Below are 22,730 nucleotides of genomic sequence, written 5' to 3' on the forward strand. Positions count from 1 at the left end.
CTCGGGAGGCAAACTTGAGTTCGCTTCCTAAAATACAGGCCGTCGAACAATATACAAGAAAAATGTGGCTGGATTGACCTTGGGTTGTTCTGCAAAAATGCCGATATTGATTTTAATGAAGGGCAGTCGCCTTTCGCTCCGGCTGCACCGGCGTTGGAGATGATGTGTTACAACATTCTCGGATTTTGTGGCCCGGAGGAAGGAATCGAGGGGCTCTCGGAAGAACAAAGAGCTTGACCTTTTACTGGCAGAATCGGCAAAATTGGGGGCGATTCGCATCGATCCGACCACTTTACTCGGCATCTTCGCGGCTTTATCCTTCGTAGTCGTCGGCTTCATCCTGAAAGACGGACACCTTTCCTCTCTGATCGTTCCGGCGGCTATGGCCGTCGTGTTTGGGTGCACGTTAAGTGCCTCCATCGCCACCCTCAGGAAAGTAGACATCTCAGACGTGTTCCGGAGCCTGCGCATGCTCGTCCACCACCGGGCCAAGAGTCCGACGGAGATGATCGAGGAAATCGTGTCACTGGCCGAGAAAGCGCGGCGTGAGGGCCTTCTCTACTTGGAGAACTACCTTGAGGGGGTGGACGACCTTTTTCTACGTAAGGGCCTTCAACTGGTTATCGACGGTGCCGAACCGGAGGTGGTCAAGGGCGTGCTGGAAACGGAGTTGTACGCCCTGGAGGAGCGGCACCGGGTAGCACACGAGTTTTTCGAGACGGCGGGGTCTTTCGCCCCCACCATGGGTATCGCCGGGGCGATCATGGGCCTCATTGTCGCCCTCGGGAACATCCAGGAGCCGGATAAGCTCGGCCCGGCCATCGCCTCGGCCTTCGTGGCCACCCTGTACGGGGTGGTGTTCGCCTACTGCATCTGCTTCCCCATCGCCACCAAGCTCAAGACTCTCACCGCGAAGGAGGTAATGCTCCGCCAGCTGGTTCGGGAAGGCGTAATCGCGCTCCAGTCCGGGAACAACCCGATCATCATCCGCGAGCGCCTGAACGCTTTTCTGAACCCGAACACCCGGGCGTCGTCCAAGAAGAACGTGGAGGAGGAGGAGACCCGTGAAGCGGCCGGGTAAACACGGGGGCGGCGGCGGGCACGGCGGGGGGCGCGAACGCTGGGTGCTCCCGTACGCGGACTTCGTCACCGTGCTCCTCTGTTTCTTCATTGTCTTGTACAGCCTGAGCACCATCGACGCCCACAAATTCGCGGCCCTGGCCCGCTCGCTTCACCACGCCTTGGGCGGGCAGGGCAGTGTGCTGATCGAGGCGCCGGACGCGTCACTCGGTCCGGACGAACGGTTTCCCATGGAACTGGACAAAGGTTTCGTCAAATCAAGCGATACCGCTTTTTTAGCGCAGATGGCCCCCGTCCAGAAGCAGGTTCAGGAACTCATGGAAGAGGCCGGGCTGACTGCTCACATTGAGATGACGACCGAGGAAAGGGGCCTTGTGATCAGTATTCAGGATACAGTGCTTTTTGCTACCGGTTCCGCAGATCTCACCCCTACCGCCCGGGAGATCATGGACAAGCTCGGCCTGATCTTGCTCCAGACCCCGAACTACATCCGGATTGAGGGCCATACGGACAACGTGCCCATCAACACCCCGCGTTTCCCCTCTAACTGGGAACTATCGGCCGCCCGGTCCACCAGCGTGGTCCGGTACCTCATCGCCCGGCACAACTTCCCCCCGGAGCGTCTGTCGGCTACCGGATACGGCGAGTACCGGCCCAGAGACACAAACGATACAGCCCAGGGGCGGCAAAGAAACCGCCGGGTGGACTTTGTGGTGCTGAGCAGCATATACGAAAAAACCGAGCCTCAACGACAGTAGGCCGGCAATCTCCGTGGGACAAATCCTCCCTGTTTTTGTTCTAAGGGATGGTAACATGGTGTTCGCCTTGCCCAACACCCTATCAGGCACTCAAGAGGTGGGCCTCGTCCAAAACAATCACCGTCTGCTTGCCCTCCTGCCGATAGGCAGTCGGGATGGCCTCTTCGAACTGCCTTTTCATTTCTGCGGCGTTTAAGACCAGATCCATTACTGACGCGTATTTTTCTTCTGGTTTCTCCCGCCGCGCCAAGCCGGCCGCCGCCTGAAGGTAGGGCGCCAGCTTTTGCCCGCTGCACACCCTGAGAAACTCGTAAGCACCCGCATGATCAAAGGTGTCCCACAGGCTGAAGGCTCGGCAGAGGCGGCGCAGGCGCAGGATGTATTCCTGCTCGGGGCTTGGTTGAACTTCGCGCCGCGTCAATCCGGCCAACACCTCCTCCGCCGCCCGGTAGTCGTAGCGGTTCAGGAGTTCGCGGACACGCTCCAGGTGGTATTCCAGGACAAAAGGCGAGCGGTCCACCAGCACCGGAATGTCCCCGCTGCGCACCATGATAAGGTCGGTGCGCTCACCCTTGCTGAGCGAAAGCTCCCACTGTCGGAGCAACACCACCAGGGCCAGGGCGACCGACATGGTCTTGGTGCCGCCGGTGTAGTTGGCGACGACGCGCACCGCCGGCACCTGGAAGCGGGCACCGATGCTTTGCTGCACACCTTCCAGTTCTCGGAAGAGCGCCTTCAGGTCGTCCGGATCCTTCACCACCACCTTCTCGTACCGGTCGGCCCCCAGTCCGAGTTGGTGCACGATCGACTTTCCTTTCGGATTGCCGAGGGGCACGGTGCCGCCGCATCCGGGGCAGCGCACGGTGCGGTTATCGCCACAAGGGTCACCCGGCCCGTCCACCACCACCGTACTGGGGTTCTTGCCCCCCGAACAGAGAAAATAGATGTGATCCGGGTTGTACTCCCGGCAGGCATTTACCACCGGCGCGCAGGAACCACCCACCGAAACCACCAGCACCGTCGGCACTTGTCCCCCCCCCCTCAGCCCAAGTCTGCAGTATTCAGCTTTCGCTACTTCCCTACCTTGGCCAGGCGGACGGCCCAGCCCCAGGCCCGGGCCTTGTCGCGGCCGGAGAGGTCGGTGCGCCACCCTTCCCAAAGGTCGCGGATGGCACAGTAGTAACGCTGCGTCTTCTTGCTGCGGGGAGGCGGATTCGTGGCCATCGTGCTTAAGTAGCGCCGCATCGCTTCTTCGTTGCAGTTTTTGTAAAGGTAAAAAGTAAGCGCTTTTTCCGCTTCGTTCACCGCTTCGTTCAAGTCCACGCCGGCGCGCCGGAGTTGGCGGGCCAACTCATCCGCCTCCCGCAGTACCTTTTCCCAGTCCACCCGGCATCCACCCCCATACATCAATACGGATCCGACGGCAACTGGCGGCTGTCCAGACCCTCACGCCCCAGAATGGTGGCCACCTGCTCAAGCCCCGCAAGGTTTAAGAGGTTTTCGTCTTCGGCTTTCTGACAACACTCGGCGATCCAGGTCTCTAAAGCCTCGCCTTCCCGGCGGCTCGCCGCGCCGCCCAGGCGGCCGCGCTGCGCCGGCGTACTCCGCAATTCCGCAGCCGTCACCTGTACCTGCACGCTCCCCAGCCCCACCGGCTTGGCCGCACCAAGTTTGAGAAGAAACGGAAACCGCGGATGTTGTCCGAGCGCAGTGAAAAGTACGCCCAACAGTGCCGGACTCAAGCTTTCGAAATAAATGGTGGTGTGGAGAGTCTGGCCGGCCGCCAAGGCGATACGGGCATCGGGGCCGGTCGCCGTCTTGCCGTGAAAGTAAAACTTGCGTCCCCGGACACGGCTGTTTTGCAGGTAGCGCGGCGGCAGGCCACGCCGGCCGGGCGCGGGCGTCCAGAGAAGTGGGGTGTACACCAGCGCCACCCGGCCGCCCGACGGGAGCGGGACGTCCGCCATGTGGACACTGCCCAGGTAGTTTTCCCGCCGCCCGGCCGTCATCCCGAACAGCCGACAGGCCGGACAAAGGGCCTGCACCTGCCTGCAGCGCTTGAGCGATCCAGGCAGCAAGCGGTCCACCGATTTATCAGCTACCGAAAAACAGGACCGGGAAACGGCTTCGGCCACACTCCGCACGGCGCCCTTGAGCGAGGAGCCGGGAATGACGTATACTCGCCGGCCGCCCCGGGTAACCGAGGCATGCAGAGCGGCCAGTTGTTCGCCGCTACGTTCCCCACGCACGAAGCTCACAATACCCGAGGCCACCTGCACCGGTCGTAACAGCGCCAGCGCGCACTCCAAGGCTCCGGTCATCAGGTCCTCCCGGTAACTGTGGTGGCCGGACGCTTTGTCACGTGCCAGCGATTCCGGGAGCGGCGCAAAAGCATAAGGTTTTTCAGGGGGTCCGTCAAACGGCATGTGCTCATCCCCCCTCGGCGGTCAGCGTGCGGTCGCGGTGACCAAGAGGCCGCACCGCCACGCGTTCTGACAATAACTCCGGCTCGGCATAGCGGACCAGTTGCACCAGTCCGTCCTCGTCCTGGTAGAGGTAAACCCGGGCGGCAAGAGGCTTGGAGTAATCGTGATCTTCTACGCCATAATCAAGTGGACGCGGAAACTCCACGCGGCCCCGCCGGCTCCCGCCCGGCAGGTCCAGACGCCTCCCGCTCCATAGCCGCCGTCCCGGAGTGGCCAGGTACGTTTCCTTGTGCACCGCCCCCGCGACCAGGGTGGGTGGTAACCGCCGGCGCGCATTATCTTCCAGAAGAAGGCACACCACCCGCCCCCGTCCCTGGCGTTCCCACCGTAGTTCGGCGGGGGGGGCAAAAACCCGTACCACGACCCAGCGGGGATTAAAGAGCCGCCCGGCGTCGAGATCCGCCGCCGTGGCGCACACGGTCGGGAGCTGAATCTCCAGTTCGTTCCAGGCATACCACCAGGTCGCCCCCGGTGCCCAGAACCCCTCGTCCAGGCGCGCGCCCGTAGCCGCGAAGACCCCCCGGACCATTTCGACGGCGTCGCTTCCATTGTCCAGGTTCTCCCGGAAAGTCAGCACGTACCCCGTCATGCGAGCTCCCCCACCCAACGCGGTGCGGCCGCCTCCAGCCAGCGACGCGCTGTCTCGCCCGCGGCCTCCAGGACAAAGAGACCCCGAGCGCGGCTGGTATGAGCGCCCGCCACCAGCAGCCGCTCCCGGTCAGCCCCCGGCACCGCGAAGGCCCGGCGCGCCGCTTCGTCGCACAGGGCGCCGACCCCCAGGATGTGGCTTTCCGGATCGCGCAGGGTGCGCACCGCCAGGCGGGTGATCTCCACCGCCACGCGCCCGAGCCCCCGCGACTTACCAAAACCGAGCGGCACCAGCCCGTCCGCTACGTCGAGCAAGGCCGCCCCCAGGAGGCCGAACTGCCCCAAGGTAAAATTGCGCAGGGTGAGTTCACCGGCAAACGAACCCTCGGTGACTATCTCCAGCTCGAAGGGGCCATGGGCGACCGCTCCGGTAACCCGGTCGATGGCCACCCCGTAGCGGGTGTCGGTGGCAAGGGCTCCTTCCGGGTAAAAATCGCTCACCCGCACCCGGCTCGCCAAGCCGGTGGCGCCGAAAAGGCGGCAGGCGTGGCACGCCCCGCGGTAAGCCTCGGGTCCAGAAGACTTGTCATCAAATGTGCAGGCTTTCTCCAAATCGTAGGTCTCTCGCTTCTTGCGGTGGGCCAGCGGGTCGCAGGCCGCTTGCGGCCGCACCGAACGCAGCAGCCGCTCGGCGTGCGCCCGCAGCACCCCCCGGAAGGAGGCTCCGGGAATGAAGAGCACCTCCCGGCCGTCCGGCCGCCTGGTGCGCACGAAGTTCATGTCCGGCACGGTGGGATCCATCGCGGCCGCCCCCTCGCCCCCGGCCTTGATCAAAAGGGGCGTGCGCGGAGAAACGGTCAGCGTGAACACGGCTTCGTTGTAAAAACGACTATGCACCCGCCTCACCTCCGCATTCCGCAAAAAACGCGTTCAACCACTCCTGCCTTTCCTCTGTCCCGGCCTCCCGCCAGTCACGGCGTACCAGGTACGCCTGTAGCGCCTCCCGGTCGGTCGCGTCCACGTAGCGTACCCGCAAGTGCTCCAGGTGCACCCGGCCGAGGCCCCGCCCTTTAAAGCCGCCCACCGGGACGCCGCCTTCGGCCAACTCCTGCAACCCCAGCCACAAAAGGCTCCTTTCCGCCGGTGTCCCGAGATTCTCGGCCATAATCTCCAGCGCAAACCGCGTCCCGGCCGGGACCACCTCGAAGTCGTACTTGTTTTTCACCGCCTCCCGCTCGCGGTCAATGGCCACTCCGTCCCGCACCTCGGGATGCGTCTCCCCGAGCGGGAAAAGGTCACTGAACCGTACCCGCGAAGCGAGCCATGGGCTACCGAAAATCCGGCACACCCGGCAGGACCGCTCCCAGACCTGCTGGGCCAGCCAGTCGTCGCGGCCCTCGTCCCTCTCGCGGACTTTTCGACGCAGGTCCTGCATCTCCTTCCGGGGAATACACCAGCCCGTATCCTCCAGGGGGTCGCAGGCCCCACGCCCGTTCCTTGGCTCCCGTTCCAGCGTGCGGACGAGGCGTTCCACCTGGCTGCGCACCACGCCCCGCAGCGAGGAGCCGGGAATGTACGGCCGCCCGCCAGTGGTCACCACCGGTAGGTCGCTCGCGCTGGGCAGCAGCGCCTCCGTACCGGCGCCCACCCGCAGGGCGGTATCACAGACCAGCTCCCCGGTAACCACCAGCCGGTGCCGGAAAGTATCCCAGAAACCGGCCGCCGCAAACGCTCTCACCGCTCTTTCCCCCTCTCCAGCACGAACTTGGCACCGACAAACGCGCGCCGCAAGAAACCGAGAAACCGCACCAGCGCCTCGGTAACGGCCTGCCGGCGCACCGCCGCGTCCCCCAATTGCTGGGCGTCAATTTCCTTTTCGATCCAGCCGAGGGTTCCCTCCACCCAGCGGATCAACGGGCGACCGCCCACCTGCGTGGTCCAGAAGGCCCCGGTTTCTTTTCGGCCCGCCTGGTAGGCCAGCCAGTTTTGAAAGACCGCGGCCGACTGCGCCGCGCGCGCCACGTCGATCGCCCGGGCCAACTGGGACTTACTCACGTCCTGCTGGTTTTCGTCGCGCGGGCCCAGCGCCTGCACGATCTTCTCCGCCCGCGCCACCAGTTGCTCGTTTAAGGCGTCCACCGCCTGCTGCACCGACTTCACTGCTTCACCGCCTCCTTCCCCGCGTCGCACTTAAGATGCAAAGGATCACAGGCCACCACTTCGCCCCAACCTTCGGCCGTGCGCTCACCGAGGCCGCCGTTTTCCACTTCCTCCAGGAAGGCCAGCACTGCCCGGCGCTCCCGGGCCGGCGCCCGGTAGGCCAGGACACTTCCCGGCGCCAGGGCCGCCTGCACCGGTTTGGGCAGACCCCAGGCCATGGCCCAGCCGTCTGAGCTTTCCCATTCGAGCACCGAGACCGTTTCCAAAAACTCCAGTCCGACCGGGAGAGACGTAACATACGGGGCCAACACCGCGGCGGCCGGAAGGCCGCAAGCCACGCCGGCCGCGTCCCGGACCAGTAGCGGTGCCTTCAGGAGCAAAGCGAAGCACAGGTGGTCCGGGTCCGCCGGCTGCCCGTCGCCCTGCCGCGGTTGAAAGGCCTCCAGACGTTCTTCCAACGGCGGCAAAAAAACGGCTTGCGCCTCCGTAATTTCCAGGACGGCCCGCCCGAGACCGCGCGCCCGGGCGGTACCCACCCGGATCGCCCAGCCGTCGCCGGCGCGCGGGCAGGCGCCGTCCAGCAGTTGGTGCAGGGCGTGCAGCGCTTCCGGCGTCCCGCGCCAGGTACCCGTAAAGTAAAGCGCCCGGTCCCGCCCCGGCACCTGGGCGTCCAGGGCGTAAAGCACGCCGTCGGCCGCCGTTTCGGTGCGCCGGTCGAGCCCGACCCGCACCAGCAGTTGCCGCCGCACCTTTACCGTTTCGTACGCCGTGTCCTGGCCGGCCGAAAGCGGCATTCGGGCCGCCACCCCCCGAAAGCGGTCCAGCCGCTCCCGACACTCCGGACACCCCGGGGACAGCTCTTCAGCCAAGCCAAGGTGCCGCCGCAACGTCACGAGAAGCATGTCCAGCACCCCGTGGCCGCCGCCTTTCCCCCGGCCGTGTACGCCGCAGGCAAACCCCGGCCGGGCCTTGCAGGAACGCACCGTCAGGGGCAGCGGAAAACCGTCCCACTTTTCGCCCGGCACCGGGTAAAGAAAACCAAAGCGCGTTTCCGGACCGAAAGCCAGTCCGAACTCCGGAGGCAATTCTGCGGCCTGGCCCGCCGCACCCGGCGCCAGAGCGCCCGCGGCCCGCAGGACGGCCTCGGCGAGCGCGCCTCGCCAGACGCTGCCGGGGATGTAGTCGCGCCCGAGTAGCACGTTTTGCGTCGGGGTTCCCTTGCCCACCAGCAAAGGTCCCTCAACCCGCAACCGTACCTGCCAGCGCAAGGGACACCACCTCCCGGCAAAAAGACTCGACCTCGTGTTCCGTCATCTCTTCCCAGCCCCGCCCGGGGGTCCACACGGCCACACCGGATACATCGAGTTCCACCCGGCCCAGGCCGCGTCCTTTTTGCCCGCCCAGGTGGGTCACCAGGCCGAGCGTGCCCACCAGCCAGCCGACCACGGCCCGCTCGGCCCGTGCCTCCAAGGTACCCCGAAACCGGAGCGCATCATCCCCGGGCACCGCCTCCGTGAAAAAGAGCCGCTCTTCCCGCACGGTGCCAAGTTTTCGACTGATCCCGATCCCGGTCCGCACCACCATATTTCGTTCCCATTCGGCCTCCGTCGCCTCAAACACACCGACCGGGTAAAAATCGTTCACCGTCACCGCCCCGGCCCGCCAGGGGCTGCCGAAGAGCCGGCAGGCCAGGCAGTAACCGTCACTTGTCCCCGCAAGACCGGCGTGCGGACACATATGCTGTGGCCGCGGCGGGGTACAAACCGGCAGGCCGTACGCCCGCAAAAGCCGCTCCAGATGGGCCCGCACACGCCCGCGCACACTGGAGGCCGGCAGGTAGGGCCGCCCCCGCGCGTCCACCGCCACGGTGCGGTCCACCAGTGGGCGCGGCCGCCCCGGCCCGGCCACGTGCAGCATTCCAAGCGGGCGCACCTCCACCGTCAACCGCCACACCTCGTTCAAACGGTCTCCCCCCTTATTCCAGAACCTTGACCAGTTCCGCCAGATCCACCAGCGGCGCAAAGTAGGTTTCGCGCCCGCCGGCGACCGGTTCACCGCCGAAAGGTCGCCGCGTACCGAGCACCCGGCCGGCGAAGTCAAGGTCGGCCAGTGTCGGCGGCCGCTCGCGTGTGTCCTCCAAAAGCGCGGTAAAACCCCCGTCGTCGCGGCCCTTGCGTTCGCGGGCCTTCTGGTAAAGGTAATAGAGCACGGCCACGCGCGGCTCGCCCCGGACGAAGGCCGCCGCCATTCGGCCAAGCGCGCCAACGAAACCCGCTTCCCGTAAACGCGCGGCCCGGTCAAGCAAAAACCCCAGTTCCGCGGCCGTGACCGGACGCAGAGTCAGGCACACCGGGAAGGTCGCCCCCTCCCGGTAGTACATGGTCTGCTGGAAATCGTCGAGATCGCCGGGGATCTGGTCGGCTGTCGGCACCACCAGGAAGGCGATCGTACCCCCGTCCCGGTACCCGGCGTTCCGCGCCGCCCGCTTGGCCCACTTCAGCAACTCCCCCTCGCTAAAGGCCACGGTGCGCGCCACCGCCGCTTTGGCATCGGCAACCAGCACCCCCAGGGAAAAGCAGATCCGGGCGCCGTCGTGGCCCGGTGCCGGGGTAAACTCCCGGTCGGTCAACGCCACGAAACGCTCGGCAAAGCGTAGCCCAACCGGCCCCCAGGCAAAGAGACCGATGTCCTCCCCACCCAGGGCGAGCACTTGGAAAGGTAACGACGGCTTCCGCTGTGCCTCTTTCGCCGCCGCATGCGGAGCGGGTACGCTCACCCGCACCGCTTCGGCCAGGGCGAGGGCGGTCGCGCTCCAGGTCACCGCCTCCACCCGGCAGGTCCACTGCCGCGCCACGGCGATGTTCTTCAGCTGCTGCACCACGGCGCCAAAGTTGTTGCCGTCCCCGTACACCACCGCCACCAGGCGGCGGCGCGGGTGGCCCACGATCAGGTCGTCCAAAGACTGTGGGAGTCCGGCGTCCGCACCGAGCCCCCAGAGAGCGCGCCCGCCGCCCCGGAGCTGCTCCTCCAGTTCCCTGGTTTTATCCCGCCGGGCGTCACGCCCCCACTCCCTTTTAATCAGGCAGACCCGGCAGATCGGCTCCGCGTCGCCCTCCGGCGGCTGGTACCACCCTTCGGCGGCCCGCTGGCCGCAAATGGCGCACCGCTCCTCAAACGGCAGGGTTTCCGGATATAGTGGGCGCGTCTGGTTGCGAGCCGCCTCCAACCGTTGGTACACCCGGCCCATCGCCCGGTAGTAATCGCCGAGCAGGTCCCGCACCGGCAACGTTTCGGCCGCCGCCGCCACCAACACGCCCCCCGTGGCCGCGACAAACTCCCGCCGCAGGCGCGCCTCCCACGCCGCACCGGTCTCGGCGTCCGGTACCAAGAATTCCAGGTGGGATCCGGCGGCCCGCAGCACCACCTCGGCGCCCAGTTCCGTGGCGACGTCCACGGCCAGCCGCTCCGTTACGTCGCTCAGTATCTCGGAACCGCCCCGGATCTCGTTCAACCCCGGCGTCTCAAAGACGTACTGCTTAACGCGCTGCACCGCCCCGACCACCACGGTGACCGCGAAGGAGGCGGGTGCTATGTCCATCGCCTCCTCCGCGGCTACCGCCCCCGCCTCCCAGAGTCGGCGCAGATCCTCTGCATCCAGCTCCGCCGGCGGTTCCCCGTCGCCTTCCAGGAAATCCACCAGGCGGCGTACCTCCTCCGGCAGGTCAAAACCAGAGGCGGCCAACTCGGCGGCCAACGGCCCTGTGAAACAGGCGAGCCGCAGCACGTGCAAAAGCCCGGGATCCACACCTCGCTGACGGCAGTAAATATTCGCGAGGGCCGCCCGCACCAGCACCACGTCGGCTAAGAGATACTCGGCCGGCGCCCGCCCGCCCGCCGGCAACAGGGGTGGCCGGGCCGCGCCGTCGAGCGGGGCTCTCCGGAAAACCGCCGTCTGATCCACCCGGTCACCGGGGTCGTCCAAAAACACGGCCCGCACTCCGCCATCGACCACTTCCCGGCCGAACGCCAGGGGAAAAACCAAACGGTAATAATCCCGCGCCCAGAACGCGGCGGCCGCATCGGCCAGCGCCCGCAGGTCATCGCCGACCTCTTTTTTCAGTTTTGCCTCCAAGAGCCCGGCTACCAGCCGCCGCGCGGCGTCCTGCTGTTCCTTGGTGAAACCATATCTTCTTCCGGTAAAGCCGTCACGCCATTCGAACACCACCAAACCTCCCCGGTTACCGTTTTTGCTCACGAGCCGCCCACGGCCTTCAAAACCGCATCCTTCAGCTTCCCGGCATCTTCGAGGTCTTCGCGCGTAATAATCCGCGCCAGGCGGTAGGCACGCGCCCGGTACCGGAAGTCCCCTGAAATCTCGTCCAGTGGACAACTCGTCACCAGAAAAAGGCGGGCAAAAGTCCCTAGGCGGGTCCAGAGCGCCTGCAACTTGTTCAAGGTGTCTTGCCCCCGCAGGTTGCCGGACTTGCATTCGAAGACCGCGAGGTTCCCCTGTTCTATGGTCACCACGTCCAGTTGGTTTGCGGCCCCTCCGGTTGGCGCAGTGGTCGAAGCGGGTGACGCTTCTCCCGGCCCCGCCGCAAGGGCGGTATTTTTCTCGGTCAGGTGCAGGTCGAAAGCCACTTCGTCAAAGCAGTTACTTTCCCGCAGCAACTGGTAGGTCAGGCACTCCAGCCACCGCCCGGTGAGAAACTGCCGCGCCTCGGCACTGGCGAAAAACTCTTCCCCCTCCTGGCAAAAAAGCCTGGCTTCTTCCAGGACCGCCCAAAGTTCGCATTCCACTTCATCGCTTGGCCGCCAAGAAACCTTCACCGCGCCGGAAAGCCTTCGTTTCCGCCGGCTTGAAGACTTTTGATCAAAGTGCTTCCCCCACATATCCAACGTAGCCGCGCTCCCCGGCCAGTAACGGCGTATCACGGTCATAATCTTTGCGTAACGCTCCAAAATTTGGCCGTCATTGACGCGAGGGTTCAACCCGTAAGCCCGGAAATAGGTGTCAATACTGAGCCCGTCCAATTCGAAGGGGACGGCGCAGGGCTGGTCATCGTGTGCGCGCAGGAGCAACTGCCGCCGCGCCGTGTCCACGTACAACGTGGCTACTCCCGCCTGCCGCGCCGCCAGGTAGGCACCCACCGCCATGCACTTGGTACCACCCGTAAAGTTCACCACCGCCGTCCGCTTGTGATGCGCCAGTTTGTCCAAAAGGCGCTTCACCACCTTTTCGGTGCTAGCCGGGTCGTACGCGTCCACCGCCACGTCCGCGTCAACCACCTCCAGCTTGCGTTCCTCCAGCACCGCCTTCGTGTCGGACCAGGCCTTGCCCAGACGGGAATCCGGGTTATCGGCATCGCTGGAGCGTACGAGGTGGACGTTCGTGATTGTACTGTCCTTCTGAAAGCATGGGATAAGGTTCTGCATGCGCTGCTCGCTTACCAGCACCACCATCACTTTCGATTTCGCCTCGGCCTTCGCCACCGCCACATCCTCCCTCCAATAACGACACAATTCAGCTATTCACAAACGCCCATCCCGACAGCAAACCAATCCTACAGATGCAGAACTTCAAACACGGAAAGGGTCATATTACGGAGCACCCAGAACGTCAGGACCACCCCGCTCACCCCCCAGCCCAGCAACGGCGGGTAGGTGAGATGCACCATCGGCCTTCCCCACAGCACGACGACCGCCTGGGAAAACCACACGGCCACCTGGCACTCTGCGGTTATTCGCCCGGACTAAAAACAACGCAACAAGAGGGTGATACCCCCGAAGGGGTTGCGCAGAGTCCGGCGCACTCGTTTCAATCCCTCGTAGGTAGGCTGGAAACCGGCCAGCGCCGCGGGCCAGAACCACTTCTGTTTCGGTTTCAATCCCTCGTAGGTAGGCTGGAAACGGTTTATGCCAGCCGCCAGCGTGTTTGCTTTCATAGGTTTCAATCCCTCGTAGGTAGGCTGGAAACTTCTTAAACCGCTCTGCATCGCTGTTACCGTCGCTCGTTTCAATCCCTCGTAGGTAGGCTGGAAACTGAGCCGCCGCACCGGGCAGGAGTTCCCCAAAGCCAGTTTCAATCCCTCGTAGGTAGGCTGGAAACTTCACTGTTGTCATTCGTGAAATCCTTGGAGTTCCGCGTTTCAATCCCTCGTAGGTAGGCTGGAAACTCCCTTGGCACCGATGGGCGGGCTAACCGGGTGGCCACGTTTCAATCCCTCGTAGGTAGGCTGGAAACCTTCGCAAAGTCAAAGAGCCAGCTCCTCCCGTACTGGTTTCAATCCCTCGTAGGTAGGCTGGAAACCAGGTGGATACGTTCAGGGCCAGGCTGGAATTTGTCGTTTCAATCCCTCGTAGGTAGGCTGGAAACCGGGTAGCCGGTCAACGTACTTGAACTTGAAGGCTCGGTTTCAATCCCTCGTAGGTAGGCTGGAAACCTAAAGAACCTCAACGGGCAGATCATCTGCAAGAGCCGTTTCAATCCCTCGTAGGTAGGCTGGAAACCCCTGCGGCAGAGCTAACCGCTCTGCCCAAAGTCCAGTTTCAATCCCTCGTAGGTAGGCTGGAAACGACAGGAGAATTCAACAAACTAAGATTCGCCGAAATTGTTTCAATCCCTCGTAGGTAGGCTGGAAACCCGGAGGGGCTTTTCCTTTTGTGGCCAGCCCCTCACCCGTTTCAATCCCTCGTAGGTAGGCTGGAAACAAGTCCACAGTGGGTTTGGCTATGGACTTTGGGCAGGGTTTCAATCCCTCGTAGGTAGGCTGGAAACCTGAACCTAGCCTCGAATTTAGGCGCCCGCTGGTTCCAGTTTCAATCCCTCGTAGGTAGGCTGGAAACGTTTAAATTACGGTAATCATCGTAAACCTGCAATAGAAGTTTCAATCCCTCGTAGGTAGGCTGGAAACCAGGGCCAGGTTGGAATTTGTCCGGCACGCCGTAATCGTTTCAATCCCTCGTAGGTAGGCTGGAAACACCACGTCCTCGGCGCAGGTGGCGGTGGAAGCGGCCCGTTTCAATCCCTCGTAGGTAGGCTGGAAACTGCGTGATCCTGCTACGCTTGACCTCCTCTTCCCGGGTTTCAATCCCTCGTAGGTAGGCTGGAAACGGTCGCGCAGCCGGGCCGATCAGAAACCGGCGGATGTTAGGTTTCAATCCCTCGTAGGTAGGCTGGAAACCGGTGTTTCCGGCTGGCAAAGGAGGAGCGCGGGACCGTTTCAATCCCTCGTAGGTAGGCTGGAAACCCTCCAGTGTCCAGCCATCGTTTAGATACTGCGACACTGTTTCAATCCCTCGTAGGTAGGCTGGAAACTGCTCAACCGCTTCTTCAAGAACGACAAAAGCAATTGTTTCAATCCCTCGTAGGTAGGCTGGAAACGTGACAGTGGATATCGTGACTACTGAGGGTGAAAGCAGTTTCAATCCCTCGTAGGTAGGCTGGAAACGGAGGGCATCACGAATAGGATTCAAACCCTCCGGGGTTTCAATCCCTCGTAGGTAGGCTGGAAACTCCAGCTGGCTCAAGGATTGCCGGCATCGGTGTTTCGTTTCAATCCCTCGTAGGTAGGCTGGAAACCTATGCCTCCGGAGTACATCCCTTCACCGTCAGAAAGGTTTCAATCCCTCGTAGGTAGGCTGGAAACCGTGGGCTTATATGTGCCCAGCGCACTTTAAGACCCAGTTTCAATCCCTCGTAGGTAGGCTGGAAACTTTGTGGCCAGCCCCTCATCCTGGCCACAAAAGGAAGTTTCAATCCCTCGTAGGTAGGCTGGAAACTAGCATTATCAGTATCAGTACCCGCGAGTGTGACTGGTTTCAATCCCTCGTAGGTAGGCTGGAAACTAACATGTTAATCCTCCCTCTTAATCGTCAGTTTTAGTTTCAATCCCTCGTAGGTAGGCTGGAAACTCAATTTGAGAATATCTATACTACAGGGCCTGAATTAAGTTTCAATCCCTCGTAGGTAGGCTGGAAACCCCATTAGCAAGATAACGTTCGGGATTACTCAACAAGGTTTCAATCCCTCGTAGGTAGGCTGGAAACTTGGCCAATATGGATAAAGCCGGGTTAGGCACTTGCGTTTCAATCCCTCGTAGGTAGGCTGGAAACTCGCGTGCGTCACGCGCACGGTGCCTTCCACCAAAGTTTCAATCCCTCGTAGGTAGGCTGGAAACTGTTCCGGGACGCGGAGCATTTCATTTTCACCATCACGTTTCAATCCCTCGTAGGTAGGCTGGAAACCTCGTAGCAAAACCAAGTCAAGGGGGGCTGACAGGAGTTTCAATCCCTCGTAGGTAGGCTGGAAACCAGGAGGCGAAAAAGGTAGGCTGGAAACGGAGATAGCCCGAATCTCATAACCCCCTGGAAGTTGTTTCAATCCCTCGTAGGTAGATTCTGCTGAAAAAAGCACTTTGCCGACTACTTCTCGGCAGTTGATCCTTGACAATTTGATCATGGTTTAACGTTCCTGCCTGGGCTTAGATCAACTTAGCGATTCGGTTCAGGTTGTATCCCCAGACGGCCCCGCCCACCCAGCGGCGACATCCGGCCAGTCCGCGGTATAGCGTTCGCTTGAGTCCATATCGCCTTTTCAGCACGCTGATCGTTCCTTCCTGACCGGCTCGCCAGCGTTGCAGCCGCCGAAACCAGGACTGGCGCTCGTGTCCGGTACGACTGTGACTGCGTTTACCTTTATAAGGCAGGCTGATTTTACGTATACCCAGAGCTTGTAAGGCGCTTTCGTTACCGGCATTCCAGAAACCACGATCGGTAGCGGTACCTTCTGGCACCCGGCCGGTGCGGTGGATGTGCTCCGCAATTCCTGGAATGAGCAATTGATGGTCCGGGGGGTTACCCATCATCACGTCATACTCGGTCACCAAGCGTTCCGTGCTTTCGGTCAGGCGCACTTTGTAGCCGAACTCGGTTTCTTTATGTGCTTTGCCGCGCCGAATGGGCCGGGCCTCCGGGTCGGAAAGGCTTACCACCCGCTCCGGCAGGTTTAGTTGGCCGGCGTTGACCTGACGCGCCTGGCTGACGATCTGTTCGCCCAGGTCCAAGATTTTCTCCAACCGAGCGGCCAGGCGTCGCTTTTCGTCCCGGGCGGTTCCCGCAAGGTGCCGGGCCTGCTGGTGCAGATGCTGTACTACATTCCGGGCATCCTGCAGGGTCTTTTCAGCGATGTCGGCCATTTCGCCGGTGATCCGCCGCACTTCCTGGATGGATTCTCCGGTGCGCCGTTTCAGTACTTTGGCGATCGCCAGCACCCGTTTCTTGATACTGCGCGTGCGATCCCGAATGGCCACACTGGTATTATCGGCGACGGCCTGGATCTTTTTCGCCAGACGCGTCACCACCCGTACCGAGTCCGCGATCAAGCCGGAATCGGTGGGATGGTGGATGTTGGCTTCGATTGCGGTGGTGTCCACTCGCACTTTGTTGCGGCTTTTTAAGAGCTTTTCTTCCTGCGCCTTACGGACCAGATGAGCGTTCAGTGCCGCCATGTGATCGCTCCCGTCTGCATCCAACCGCTGCCGGATTTTAGTCAGGCTGGAGGGATGGGGCACCGGCTTATTCCAGGGAATGCGACAAAACCGGCGCCAGCTGATCCGATCCTTAACCAGAGCACAGACCTGCCGGTCGCTGAGTCTGTACTGGTGCTTGAGTGCTGTCATACGCAAATAGGTTTCCGCCGGTACGGACGGTCGCCCCAAACACCGATGGTACTTGTCCTGAAATGGTTCGAAGAAGCGCTCATCGTCCAACCAGGCGTCGAGTTTGGCCAGATCTTCCGGGAGTTCAAGCACCTCCGGCGGCAATATGTAGTCCAAGAATGATACTTGTCGACTTTCTTCCTGTCGGAGGCATAGCATTACTGCTCACCTCCGCAGGAACCGAAGTTTTTATGTTGAACCATGATCAGCATAGGGATTCCCTCCTGGTGTTTGTTTTGGTTTGGTCACCTTAAACAATTCGCCACGGAGACCGGAATCCCTTGATTTATCTAGGTTTTCAAGGATCTTTATGGCTGAGTTTTTCAGCAGAATCTAGGTAGGCTGGAAACTCGGGAAGAGCAGCCGTCCTCCCGATCGGTAAGGGAGTTTCAATCCCTCGTAGGTAGGCTGGAAACGCCTTTGAACTCCTAGCCGCCCGGCTCGGATCCCACGTTTCAATCCCTCGTAGGTAGGCTGGAAACTTTCCTAACCCCCAACTTCCCCTCCGGTCTAAAAACGTTTCAATCCCTCGTAGGTAGGCTGGAAACCTCAACAGATCGTGAGCAACACGCTCTACAAAGTCACTGTTTCAATCCCTCGTAGGTAGGCTGGAAACATCGGTGCTTGATGTTACCAAAGATATATGCCTCCTGTTTCAATCCCTCGTAGGTAGGCTGGAAACTGTTACATCAGTATCCACTGCAATGCGCACACGAATGTTTCAATCCCTCGTAGGTAGGCTGGAAACGCTTTTACAGTCCGATGGAGATGTCCGCAATCTCCCGTTTCAATCCCTCGTAGGTAGGCTGGAAACAATTTCGGCACTCCGGGCCAGTGCTTGTCTAGCACTGTTTCAATCCCTCGTAGGTAGGCTGGAAACTAACTCCTTCGGCGGTCGCCGGGGGACACCACCAATGGTTTCAATCCCTCGTAGGTAGGCTGGAAACCCTGACTGTGAATATAGAGAGCGGCAACCTATGTGGGAGTTTCAATCCCTCGTAGGTAGGCTGGAAACCAAACCTTGGGCATATCGGGGCCTCCTTTCATTCGCGTTTCAATCCCTCGTAGGTAGGCTGGAAACGAGGGCAAACCATGTCATCACTTAGCTACAAAGAATGTTTCAATCCCTCGTAGGTAGGCTGGAAACACACTCTACCCTGGATGTACTGGGCCTTCTTCCGCCGTTTCAATCCCTCGTAGGTAGGCTGGAAACGCAGCACCCAAAAGGGCAAAGGGGCAAAAGGTGAACGTTTCAATCCCTCGTAGGTAGGCTGGAAACTCAGAGCCATCGCTTCGCGCGAAGGCCTCTGCAAAAGTTTCAATCCCTCGTAGGTAGGCTGGAAACCCACATACTAAAGGTGGTTGTCAAGTGTACTACTACTGTTTCAATCCCTCGTAGGTAGGCTGGAAACTGCTTTGTCACAGCGGTTGGAAGCGATTCCGGGGAAGTTTCAATCCCTCGTAGGTAGGCTGGAAACACAATTGTGCTAAATAAACGGCGTGGTACGCCTGTGGTTTCAATCCCTCGTAGGTAGGCTGGAAACCTCAACAATGCACTTATCCGTGCCTGCAACCTAGACCGTTTCAATCCCTCGTAGGTAGGCTGGAAACTTGCGTCTTCCGGCCCTCGATAATCGCTCTCACCATGTTTCAATCCCTCGTAGGTAGGCTGGAAACTATCTACTCCATTTACCTCACCCCTTCCGCCGCTCCGTTTCAATCCCTCGTAGGTAGGCTGGAAACCACATTCGCGCCGTGTTTCAACCACGTCCTCGCTGGGTTTCAATCCCTCGTAGGTAGGCTGGAAACCCACCTGGACTCTCGGCGGCACCACCCGCTCCCGTCGTTTCAATCCCTCGTAGGTAGGCTGGAAACTAAATCTCCCGATCTGTACCCTTCCCCTGTAAACTCGTTTCAATCCCTCGTAGGTAGGCTGGAAACTTGCCGAAACCGTGGGTCTAAGGCTCGCAAACACCGTTTCAATCCCTCGTAGGTAGGCTGGAAACCTGCATTCGCTGCAAGCAAGCGGTGTACTATACCTAGTTTCAATCCCTCGTAGGTAGGCTGGAAACACAGCCGAGGTTGGAGCTTATTACTGTAGTAACACCGTTTCAATCCCTCGTAGGTAGGCTGGAAACCTTCTTATTCGTCGGTAATAGGTCGTTTTAGGAACGGTTTCAATCCCTCGTAGGTAGATTCTGCTGAAAAACTCAGCCATAAAGATCCTTGAAAACCTAGATAAATCAAGGGATTCCGGTCTCCGTGGCGAATTGTTTAAGGTGACCAAACCAAAACAAACACCAGGAGGGAATCCCTATGCTGATCATGGTTCAACATAAAAACTTCGGTTCCTGCGGAGGTGAGCAGTAATGCTATGCCTCCGACAGGAAGAAAGTCGACAAGTATCATTCTTGGACTACATATTGCCGCCGGAGGTGCTTGAACTCCCGGAAGATCTGGCCAAACTCGACGCCTGGTTGGACGATGAGCGCTTCTTCGAACCATTTCAGGACAAGTACCATCGGTGTTTGGGGCGACCGTCCGTACCGGCGGAAACCTATTTGCGTATGACAGCACTCAAGCACCAGTACAGACTCAGCGACCGGCAGGTCTGTGCTCTGGTTAAGGATCGGATCAGCTGGCGCCGGTTTTGTCGCATTCCCTGGAATAAGCCGGTGCCCCATCCCTCCAGCCTGACTAAAATCCGGCAGCGGTTGGATGCAGACGGGAGCGATCACATGGCGGCACTGAACGCTCATCTGGTCCGTAAGGCGCAGGAAGAAAAGCTCTTAAAAAGCCGCAACAAAGTGCGAGTGGACACCACCGCAATCGAAGCCAACATCCACCATCCCACCGATTCCGGCTTGATCGCGGACTCGGTACGGGTGGTGACGCGTCTGGCGAAAAAGATCCAGGCCGTCGCCGATAATACCAGTGTGGCCATTCGGGATCGCACGCGCAGTATCAAGAAACGGGTGCTGGCGATCGCCAAAGTACTGAAACGGCGCACCGGAGAATCCATCCAGGAAGTGCGGCGGATCACCGGCGAAATGGCCGACATCGCTGAAAAGACCCTGCAGGATGCCCGGAATGTAGTACAGCATCTGCACCAGCAGGCCCGGCACCTTGCGGGAACCGCCCGGGACGAAAAGCGACGCCTGGCCGCTCGGTTGGAGAAAATCTTGGACCTGGGCGAACAGATCGTCAGCCAGGCGCGTCAGGTCAACGCCGGCCAACTAAACCTGCCGGAGCGGGTGGTAAGCCTTTCCGACCCGGAGGCCCGGCCCATTCGGCGCGGCAAAGCACATAAAGAAACCGAGTTCGGCTACAAAGTGCGCCTGACCGAAAGCACGGAACGCTTGGTGACCGAGTATGACGTGATGATGGGTAACCCCCCGGACCATCAATTGCTCATTCCAGGAATTGCGGAGCACATCCACCGCACCGGCCGGGTGCCAGAAGGTACCGCTACCGATCGTGGTTTCTGGAATGCCGGTAACGAAAGCGCCTTACAAGCTCTGGGTATACGTAAAATCAGCCTGCCTTATAAAGGTAAACGCAGTCACAGTCGTACCGGACACGAGCGCCAGTCCTGGTTTCGGCGGCTGCAACGCTGGCGAGCCGGTCAGGAAGGAACGATCAGCGTGCTGAAAAGGCGATATGGACTCAAGCGAACGCTATACCGCGGACTGGCCGGATGTCGCCGCTGGGTGGGCGGGGCCGTCTGGGGATACAACCTGAACCGAATCGCTAAGTTGATCTAAGCCCAGGCAGGAACGTTAAACCATGATCAAATTGTCAAGGATCAACTGCCGAGAAGTAGTCGGCAAAGTGCTTTTTTCAGCAGAATCTATCTAGGTTTTCAAGGATCTTTATGGCTGAGTTTTTCAGCAGAATCTAGGTAGGCTGGAAACTCAAGAGCTGTTCCGCCAGCGGCTTATCGAATTGAGTTTCAATCCCTCGTAGGTAGGCTGGAAACGGTTGTCTCCAGCGGCATTATGGCATTTAGTGGATCGTTTCAATCCCTCGTAGGTAGGCTGGAAACCTAGCTTGGCTGCTCGCTGGCAGCAGTCTGGGCACGTTTCAATCCCTCGTAGGTAGGCTGGAAACGACCGAATATCCGCCGGTAGTCGTATCCCATTGCAAAGTTTCAATCCCTCGTAGGTAGGCTGGAAACCGGCTATGCGGCCAACCGCACGGCGGCGGTATTTAGTTTCAATCCCTCGTAGGTAGGCTGGAAACACGATAGGCAGGGTTTTAGGCGCAGGCATTAGCATGTTTCAATCCCTCGTAGGTAGGCTGGAAACGAATTCGTTTTCAGGATATTCAGCGGGGTCTAAGATTGTTTCAATCCCTCGTAGGTAGGCTGGAAACATTACTTATCGTGGGAAATCTAAAAGCATAGCACAAGTTTCAATCCCTCGTAGGTAGGCTGGAAACAAGCTAAAGTCCCAGCAACGCTCCAAAAGTGGGCACGTTTCAATCCCTCGTAGGTAGGCTGGAAACCAAAAACCAGCGAAACCGGCAAAAACTCTGTCGAACGTTTCAATCCCTCGTAGGTAGGCTGGAAACTTGGTTCCTTGTTCTTTGAAAACATTAATTTGAGGGTTTCAATCCCTCGTAGGTAGGCTGGAAACGGCGGAAGAAGGCCCAGTACATCCAGGGTAGAGTGTGTTTCAATCCCTCGTAGGTAGGCTGGAAACATTATCAACATCGAGGTAATCGATCATGCTTAGATGGTTTCAATCCCTCGTAGGTAGGCTGGAAACAGACACCCACGCACCACTTCCATCAGATCGTGCTAGGTTTCAATCCCTCGTAGGTAGGCTGGAAACACCGCCATAGCCCGTGATCTGCACCCGACCCTACGTGTTTCAATCCCTCGTAGGTAGGCTGGAAACGTTGGCGGGTAAGGAGTGAGAGAGTGAACCGACCTGGTTTCAATCCCTCGTAGGTAGGCTGGAAACAGGAGGTGGAAGAATGGGTTACGTAGGCTGCCCAGCAAGTTTCAATCCCTCGTAGGTAGGCTGGAAACGATCGTTGGGGTAAGAGAGACCAAGTGGCGGTCAAGGGTTTCAATCCCTCGTAGGTAGGCTGGAAACAAACACCAGGGCGCGAAACACAAGCACATACCAAGGTTTCAATCCCTCGTAGGTAGGCTGGAAACTTTTGTGGGGTTATCCACAGAGATGTGCTTGTTGTGTTTCAATCCCTCGTAGGTAGGCTGGAAACGACAGCGGGGGGTGGTACGTGCTAGGCTTAGAATCAAGGTTTCAATCCCTCGTAGGTAGGCTGGAAACTTTTCGGTTTCTGTTTCTGGTTTCGGTTTCTGTTTCGTTTCAATCCCTCGTAGGTAGGCTGGAAACTGCGCCGCAAAGCAGCCAGAACGAAGGTGCGCCTACGTTTCAATCCCTCGTAGGTAGGCTGGAAACTGTTCTATTGTACTGAACGCGGGCGGCATCCTATCCGTTTCAATCCCTCGTAGGTAGGCTGGAAACAGTTCTGCAATTTGTGCGTCAAGCTCAAGATACCGCTGTTTCAATCCCTCGTAGGTAGGCTGGAAACCCTTATACCGAGAGTTGTCTATCTAGCCGGGGGAATGTTTCAATCCCTCGTAGGTAGGCTGGAAACACCCCGAAAGTCGGCGTAGCTTCCTCCCAGAAGCCGCAGTTTCAATCCCTCGTAGGTAGGCTGGAAACACGAGCAGGGATGGCTTGTGAGAAGGTGGAGCAAATGCGTTTCAATCCCTCGTAGGTAGGCTGGAAACGAAATTATAAGTCTGGAAACCTTTTCTAGTTTGTACCGTTTCAATCCCTCGTAGGTAGGCTGGAAACTGGAAAGGAGGGTGAAGAAATGCCGAGGATTTGGGCGTTTCAATCCCTCGTAGGTAGGCTGGAAACCCGGACGGGCGCTGAACGTGGACCCGTCGTTCGTGTGTT

The 22,730-nt window shown here is 59.9% G+C and carries 16 protein-coding genes and 3 CRISPR repeat arrays (1 of these 19 running past the window's edge); of the genes, 3 read left to right on the forward strand and 13 right to left on the reverse strand.

Annotation, left to right across the window (positions count from 1 at the left end; all coding sequences use genetic code 11):
* Positions 1–262 precede the first annotated feature (262 nt).
* Both DAUD_RS09070 and DAUD_RS09075 read left to right on the forward strand, forming a co-directional pair.
* Positions 263–1,081: a motility protein A gene (locus DAUD_RS09070; RefSeq protein ID WP_012302869.1), complete on the forward strand. Its 819-nt coding sequence runs from the start codon at positions 263–265 to the stop codon at positions 1,079–1,081.
* Positions 1,065–1,838 (forward strand): OmpA/MotB family protein, encoded by a 774-nt coding sequence (locus DAUD_RS09075; RefSeq protein ID WP_012302870.1) that lies wholly within the window; start codon positions 1,065–1,067, stop codon positions 1,836–1,838. The genes DAUD_RS09070 and DAUD_RS09075 overlap by 17 nt, the downstream gene beginning before the upstream one ends.
* Positions 1,839–1,920: 82 nt before the next feature.
* Here DAUD_RS09075 and DAUD_RS09080 read toward each other — a convergent pair whose 3' ends face one another.
* The 13 genes from DAUD_RS09080 to DAUD_RS09135 form a co-directional block, all read right to left on the reverse strand.
* Positions 1,921–2,865, reverse strand: a complete 945-nt coding sequence (locus DAUD_RS09080) for a hypothetical protein (protein WP_012302871.1) — start codon at positions 2,863–2,865, stop codon at positions 1,921–1,923.
* Positions 2,866–2,909: 44 nt separating this feature from the next.
* Complete coding sequence (locus tag DAUD_RS09085) at positions 2,910–3,224, reverse strand: hypothetical protein (protein ID WP_012302872.1); 315 nt, start codon at positions 3,222–3,224, stop codon at positions 2,910–2,912.
* Positions 3,225–3,244: 20 nt separating this feature from the next.
* Positions 3,245–4,264 (reverse strand): RAMP superfamily CRISPR-associated protein, encoded by a 1,020-nt coding sequence (locus DAUD_RS09090; RefSeq protein WP_012302873.1) that lies wholly within the window; start codon positions 4,262–4,264, stop codon positions 3,245–3,247.
* A 4-nt stretch (positions 4,265–4,268) separates the two neighbouring features.
* Positions 4,269–4,913: a hypothetical protein gene (locus DAUD_RS09095; RefSeq protein ID WP_012302874.1), complete on the reverse strand. Its 645-nt coding sequence runs from the start codon at positions 4,911–4,913 to the stop codon at positions 4,269–4,271.
* Complete coding sequence (locus DAUD_RS09100) at positions 4,910–5,809, reverse strand: RAMP superfamily CRISPR-associated protein (RefSeq protein ID WP_012302875.1); 900 nt, start codon at positions 5,807–5,809, stop codon at positions 4,910–4,912. Before DAUD_RS09100 ends, DAUD_RS09095 begins: the two co-directional genes overlap by 4 nt.
* The gene (csx7, locus tag DAUD_RS09105) at positions 5,802–6,650 is read right to left on the reverse strand and encodes a type III CRISPR-associated RAMP protein Csx7 (protein WP_012302876.1); all 849 of its coding nucleotides are present in this window, start codon (positions 6,648–6,650) and stop codon (positions 5,802–5,804) included. The genes DAUD_RS09100 and csx7 overlap by 8 nt, the downstream gene beginning before the upstream one ends.
* Complete coding sequence (locus tag DAUD_RS09110; RefSeq protein ID WP_012302877.1) at positions 6,647–7,072, reverse strand: hypothetical protein; 426 nt, start codon at positions 7,070–7,072, stop codon at positions 6,647–6,649. The genes csx7 and DAUD_RS09110 overlap by 4 nt, the downstream gene beginning before the upstream one ends.
* Complete coding sequence (locus DAUD_RS09115; RefSeq protein ID WP_012302878.1) at positions 7,069–8,340, reverse strand: RAMP superfamily CRISPR-associated protein; 1,272 nt, start codon at positions 8,338–8,340, stop codon at positions 7,069–7,071. The genes DAUD_RS09110 and DAUD_RS09115 overlap by 4 nt, the downstream gene beginning before the upstream one ends.
* Entirely contained in the window at positions 8,312–9,025 is a 714-nt protein-coding gene (locus tag DAUD_RS11680; protein ID WP_242647924.1) for an RAMP superfamily CRISPR-associated protein, read from the reverse strand. The genes DAUD_RS09115 and DAUD_RS11680 overlap by 29 nt, the downstream gene beginning before the upstream one ends.
* A gap of 22 nt (positions 9,026–9,047) precedes the next feature.
* Positions 9,048–11,294: a hypothetical protein gene (locus DAUD_RS09125; RefSeq protein ID WP_166485171.1), complete on the reverse strand. Its 2,247-nt coding sequence runs from the start codon at positions 11,292–11,294 to the stop codon at positions 9,048–9,050.
* Between the two features lie 29 nt (positions 11,295–11,323).
* Positions 11,324–12,571 carry a Card1-like endonuclease domain-containing protein gene (locus tag DAUD_RS09130; protein WP_041570921.1) on the reverse strand — a complete coding sequence of 416 codons (1,248 nt, stop codon included), beginning with the start codon at positions 12,569–12,571 and terminating at the stop codon, positions 11,324–11,326.
* Positions 12,572–12,636: 65 nt separating this feature from the next.
* Complete coding sequence (locus tag DAUD_RS12555) at positions 12,637–12,798, reverse strand: hypothetical protein (protein ID WP_166485172.1); 162 nt, start codon at positions 12,796–12,798, stop codon at positions 12,637–12,639.
* An 89-nt stretch (positions 12,799–12,887) separates the two neighbouring features.
* Positions 12,888–15,385: direct repeats of the CRISPR family, unit length 30 nt; unit sequence GTTTCAATCCCTCGTAGGTAGGCTGGAAAC.
* A gap of 170 nt (positions 15,386–15,555) precedes the next feature.
* Positions 15,556–16,950, reverse strand: a complete 1,395-nt coding sequence (locus tag DAUD_RS09135) for an ISNCY-like element ISCde2 family transposase (RefSeq protein WP_012301814.1) — start codon at positions 16,948–16,950, stop codon at positions 15,556–15,558.
* A 227-nt stretch (positions 16,951–17,177) separates the two neighbouring features.
* Positions 17,178–18,929: a CRISPR direct-repeat array (repeat unit 30 nt; unit sequence GTTTCAATCCCTCGTAGGTAGGCTGGAAAC).
* A 231-nt stretch (positions 18,930–19,160) separates the two neighbouring features.
* Between DAUD_RS09135 and DAUD_RS09140 the strand changes: the two genes are divergently transcribed.
* Complete coding sequence (locus DAUD_RS09140) at positions 19,161–20,555, forward strand: ISNCY-like element ISCde2 family transposase (protein WP_012301814.1); 1,395 nt, start codon at positions 19,161–19,163, stop codon at positions 20,553–20,555.
* Positions 20,556–20,740: 185 nt separating this feature from the next.
* A CRISPR array of direct repeats spans positions 20,741–22,730; the repeat unit is 30 nt; unit sequence GTTTCAATCCCTCGTAGGTAGGCTGGAAAC (it continues 3,929 nt past the right edge of the window).

The organism is Candidatus Desulforudis audaxviator MP104C, assembly GCF_000018425.1.
GTDB lineage: Bacteria > Bacillota > Desulfotomaculia > Desulfotomaculales > Desulforudaceae > Desulforudis > Desulforudis audaxviator.

Bases quoted from the DNA above. Each gene is read 5' to 3' on its own strand.
- DAUD_RS09090 (WP_012302873.1), bottom strand. From the start codon at position 4,264: ATGCCGTTTGACGGACCCCCTGAAAAACCTTATGCTTTTGCGCCGCTC.
- DAUD_RS09095 (WP_012302874.1), bottom strand. From the start codon at position 4,913: ATGACGGGGTACGTGCTGACTTTCCGGGAGAACCTGGACAATGGAAGC.
- DAUD_RS09135 (WP_012301814.1), bottom strand. From the start codon at position 16,950: ATGCTATGCCTCCGACAGGAAGAAAGTCGACAAGTATCATTCTTGGAC.
- DAUD_RS09140 (WP_012301814.1), top strand. From the start codon at position 19,161: ATGCTATGCCTCCGACAGGAAGAAAGTCGACAAGTATCATTCTTGGAC.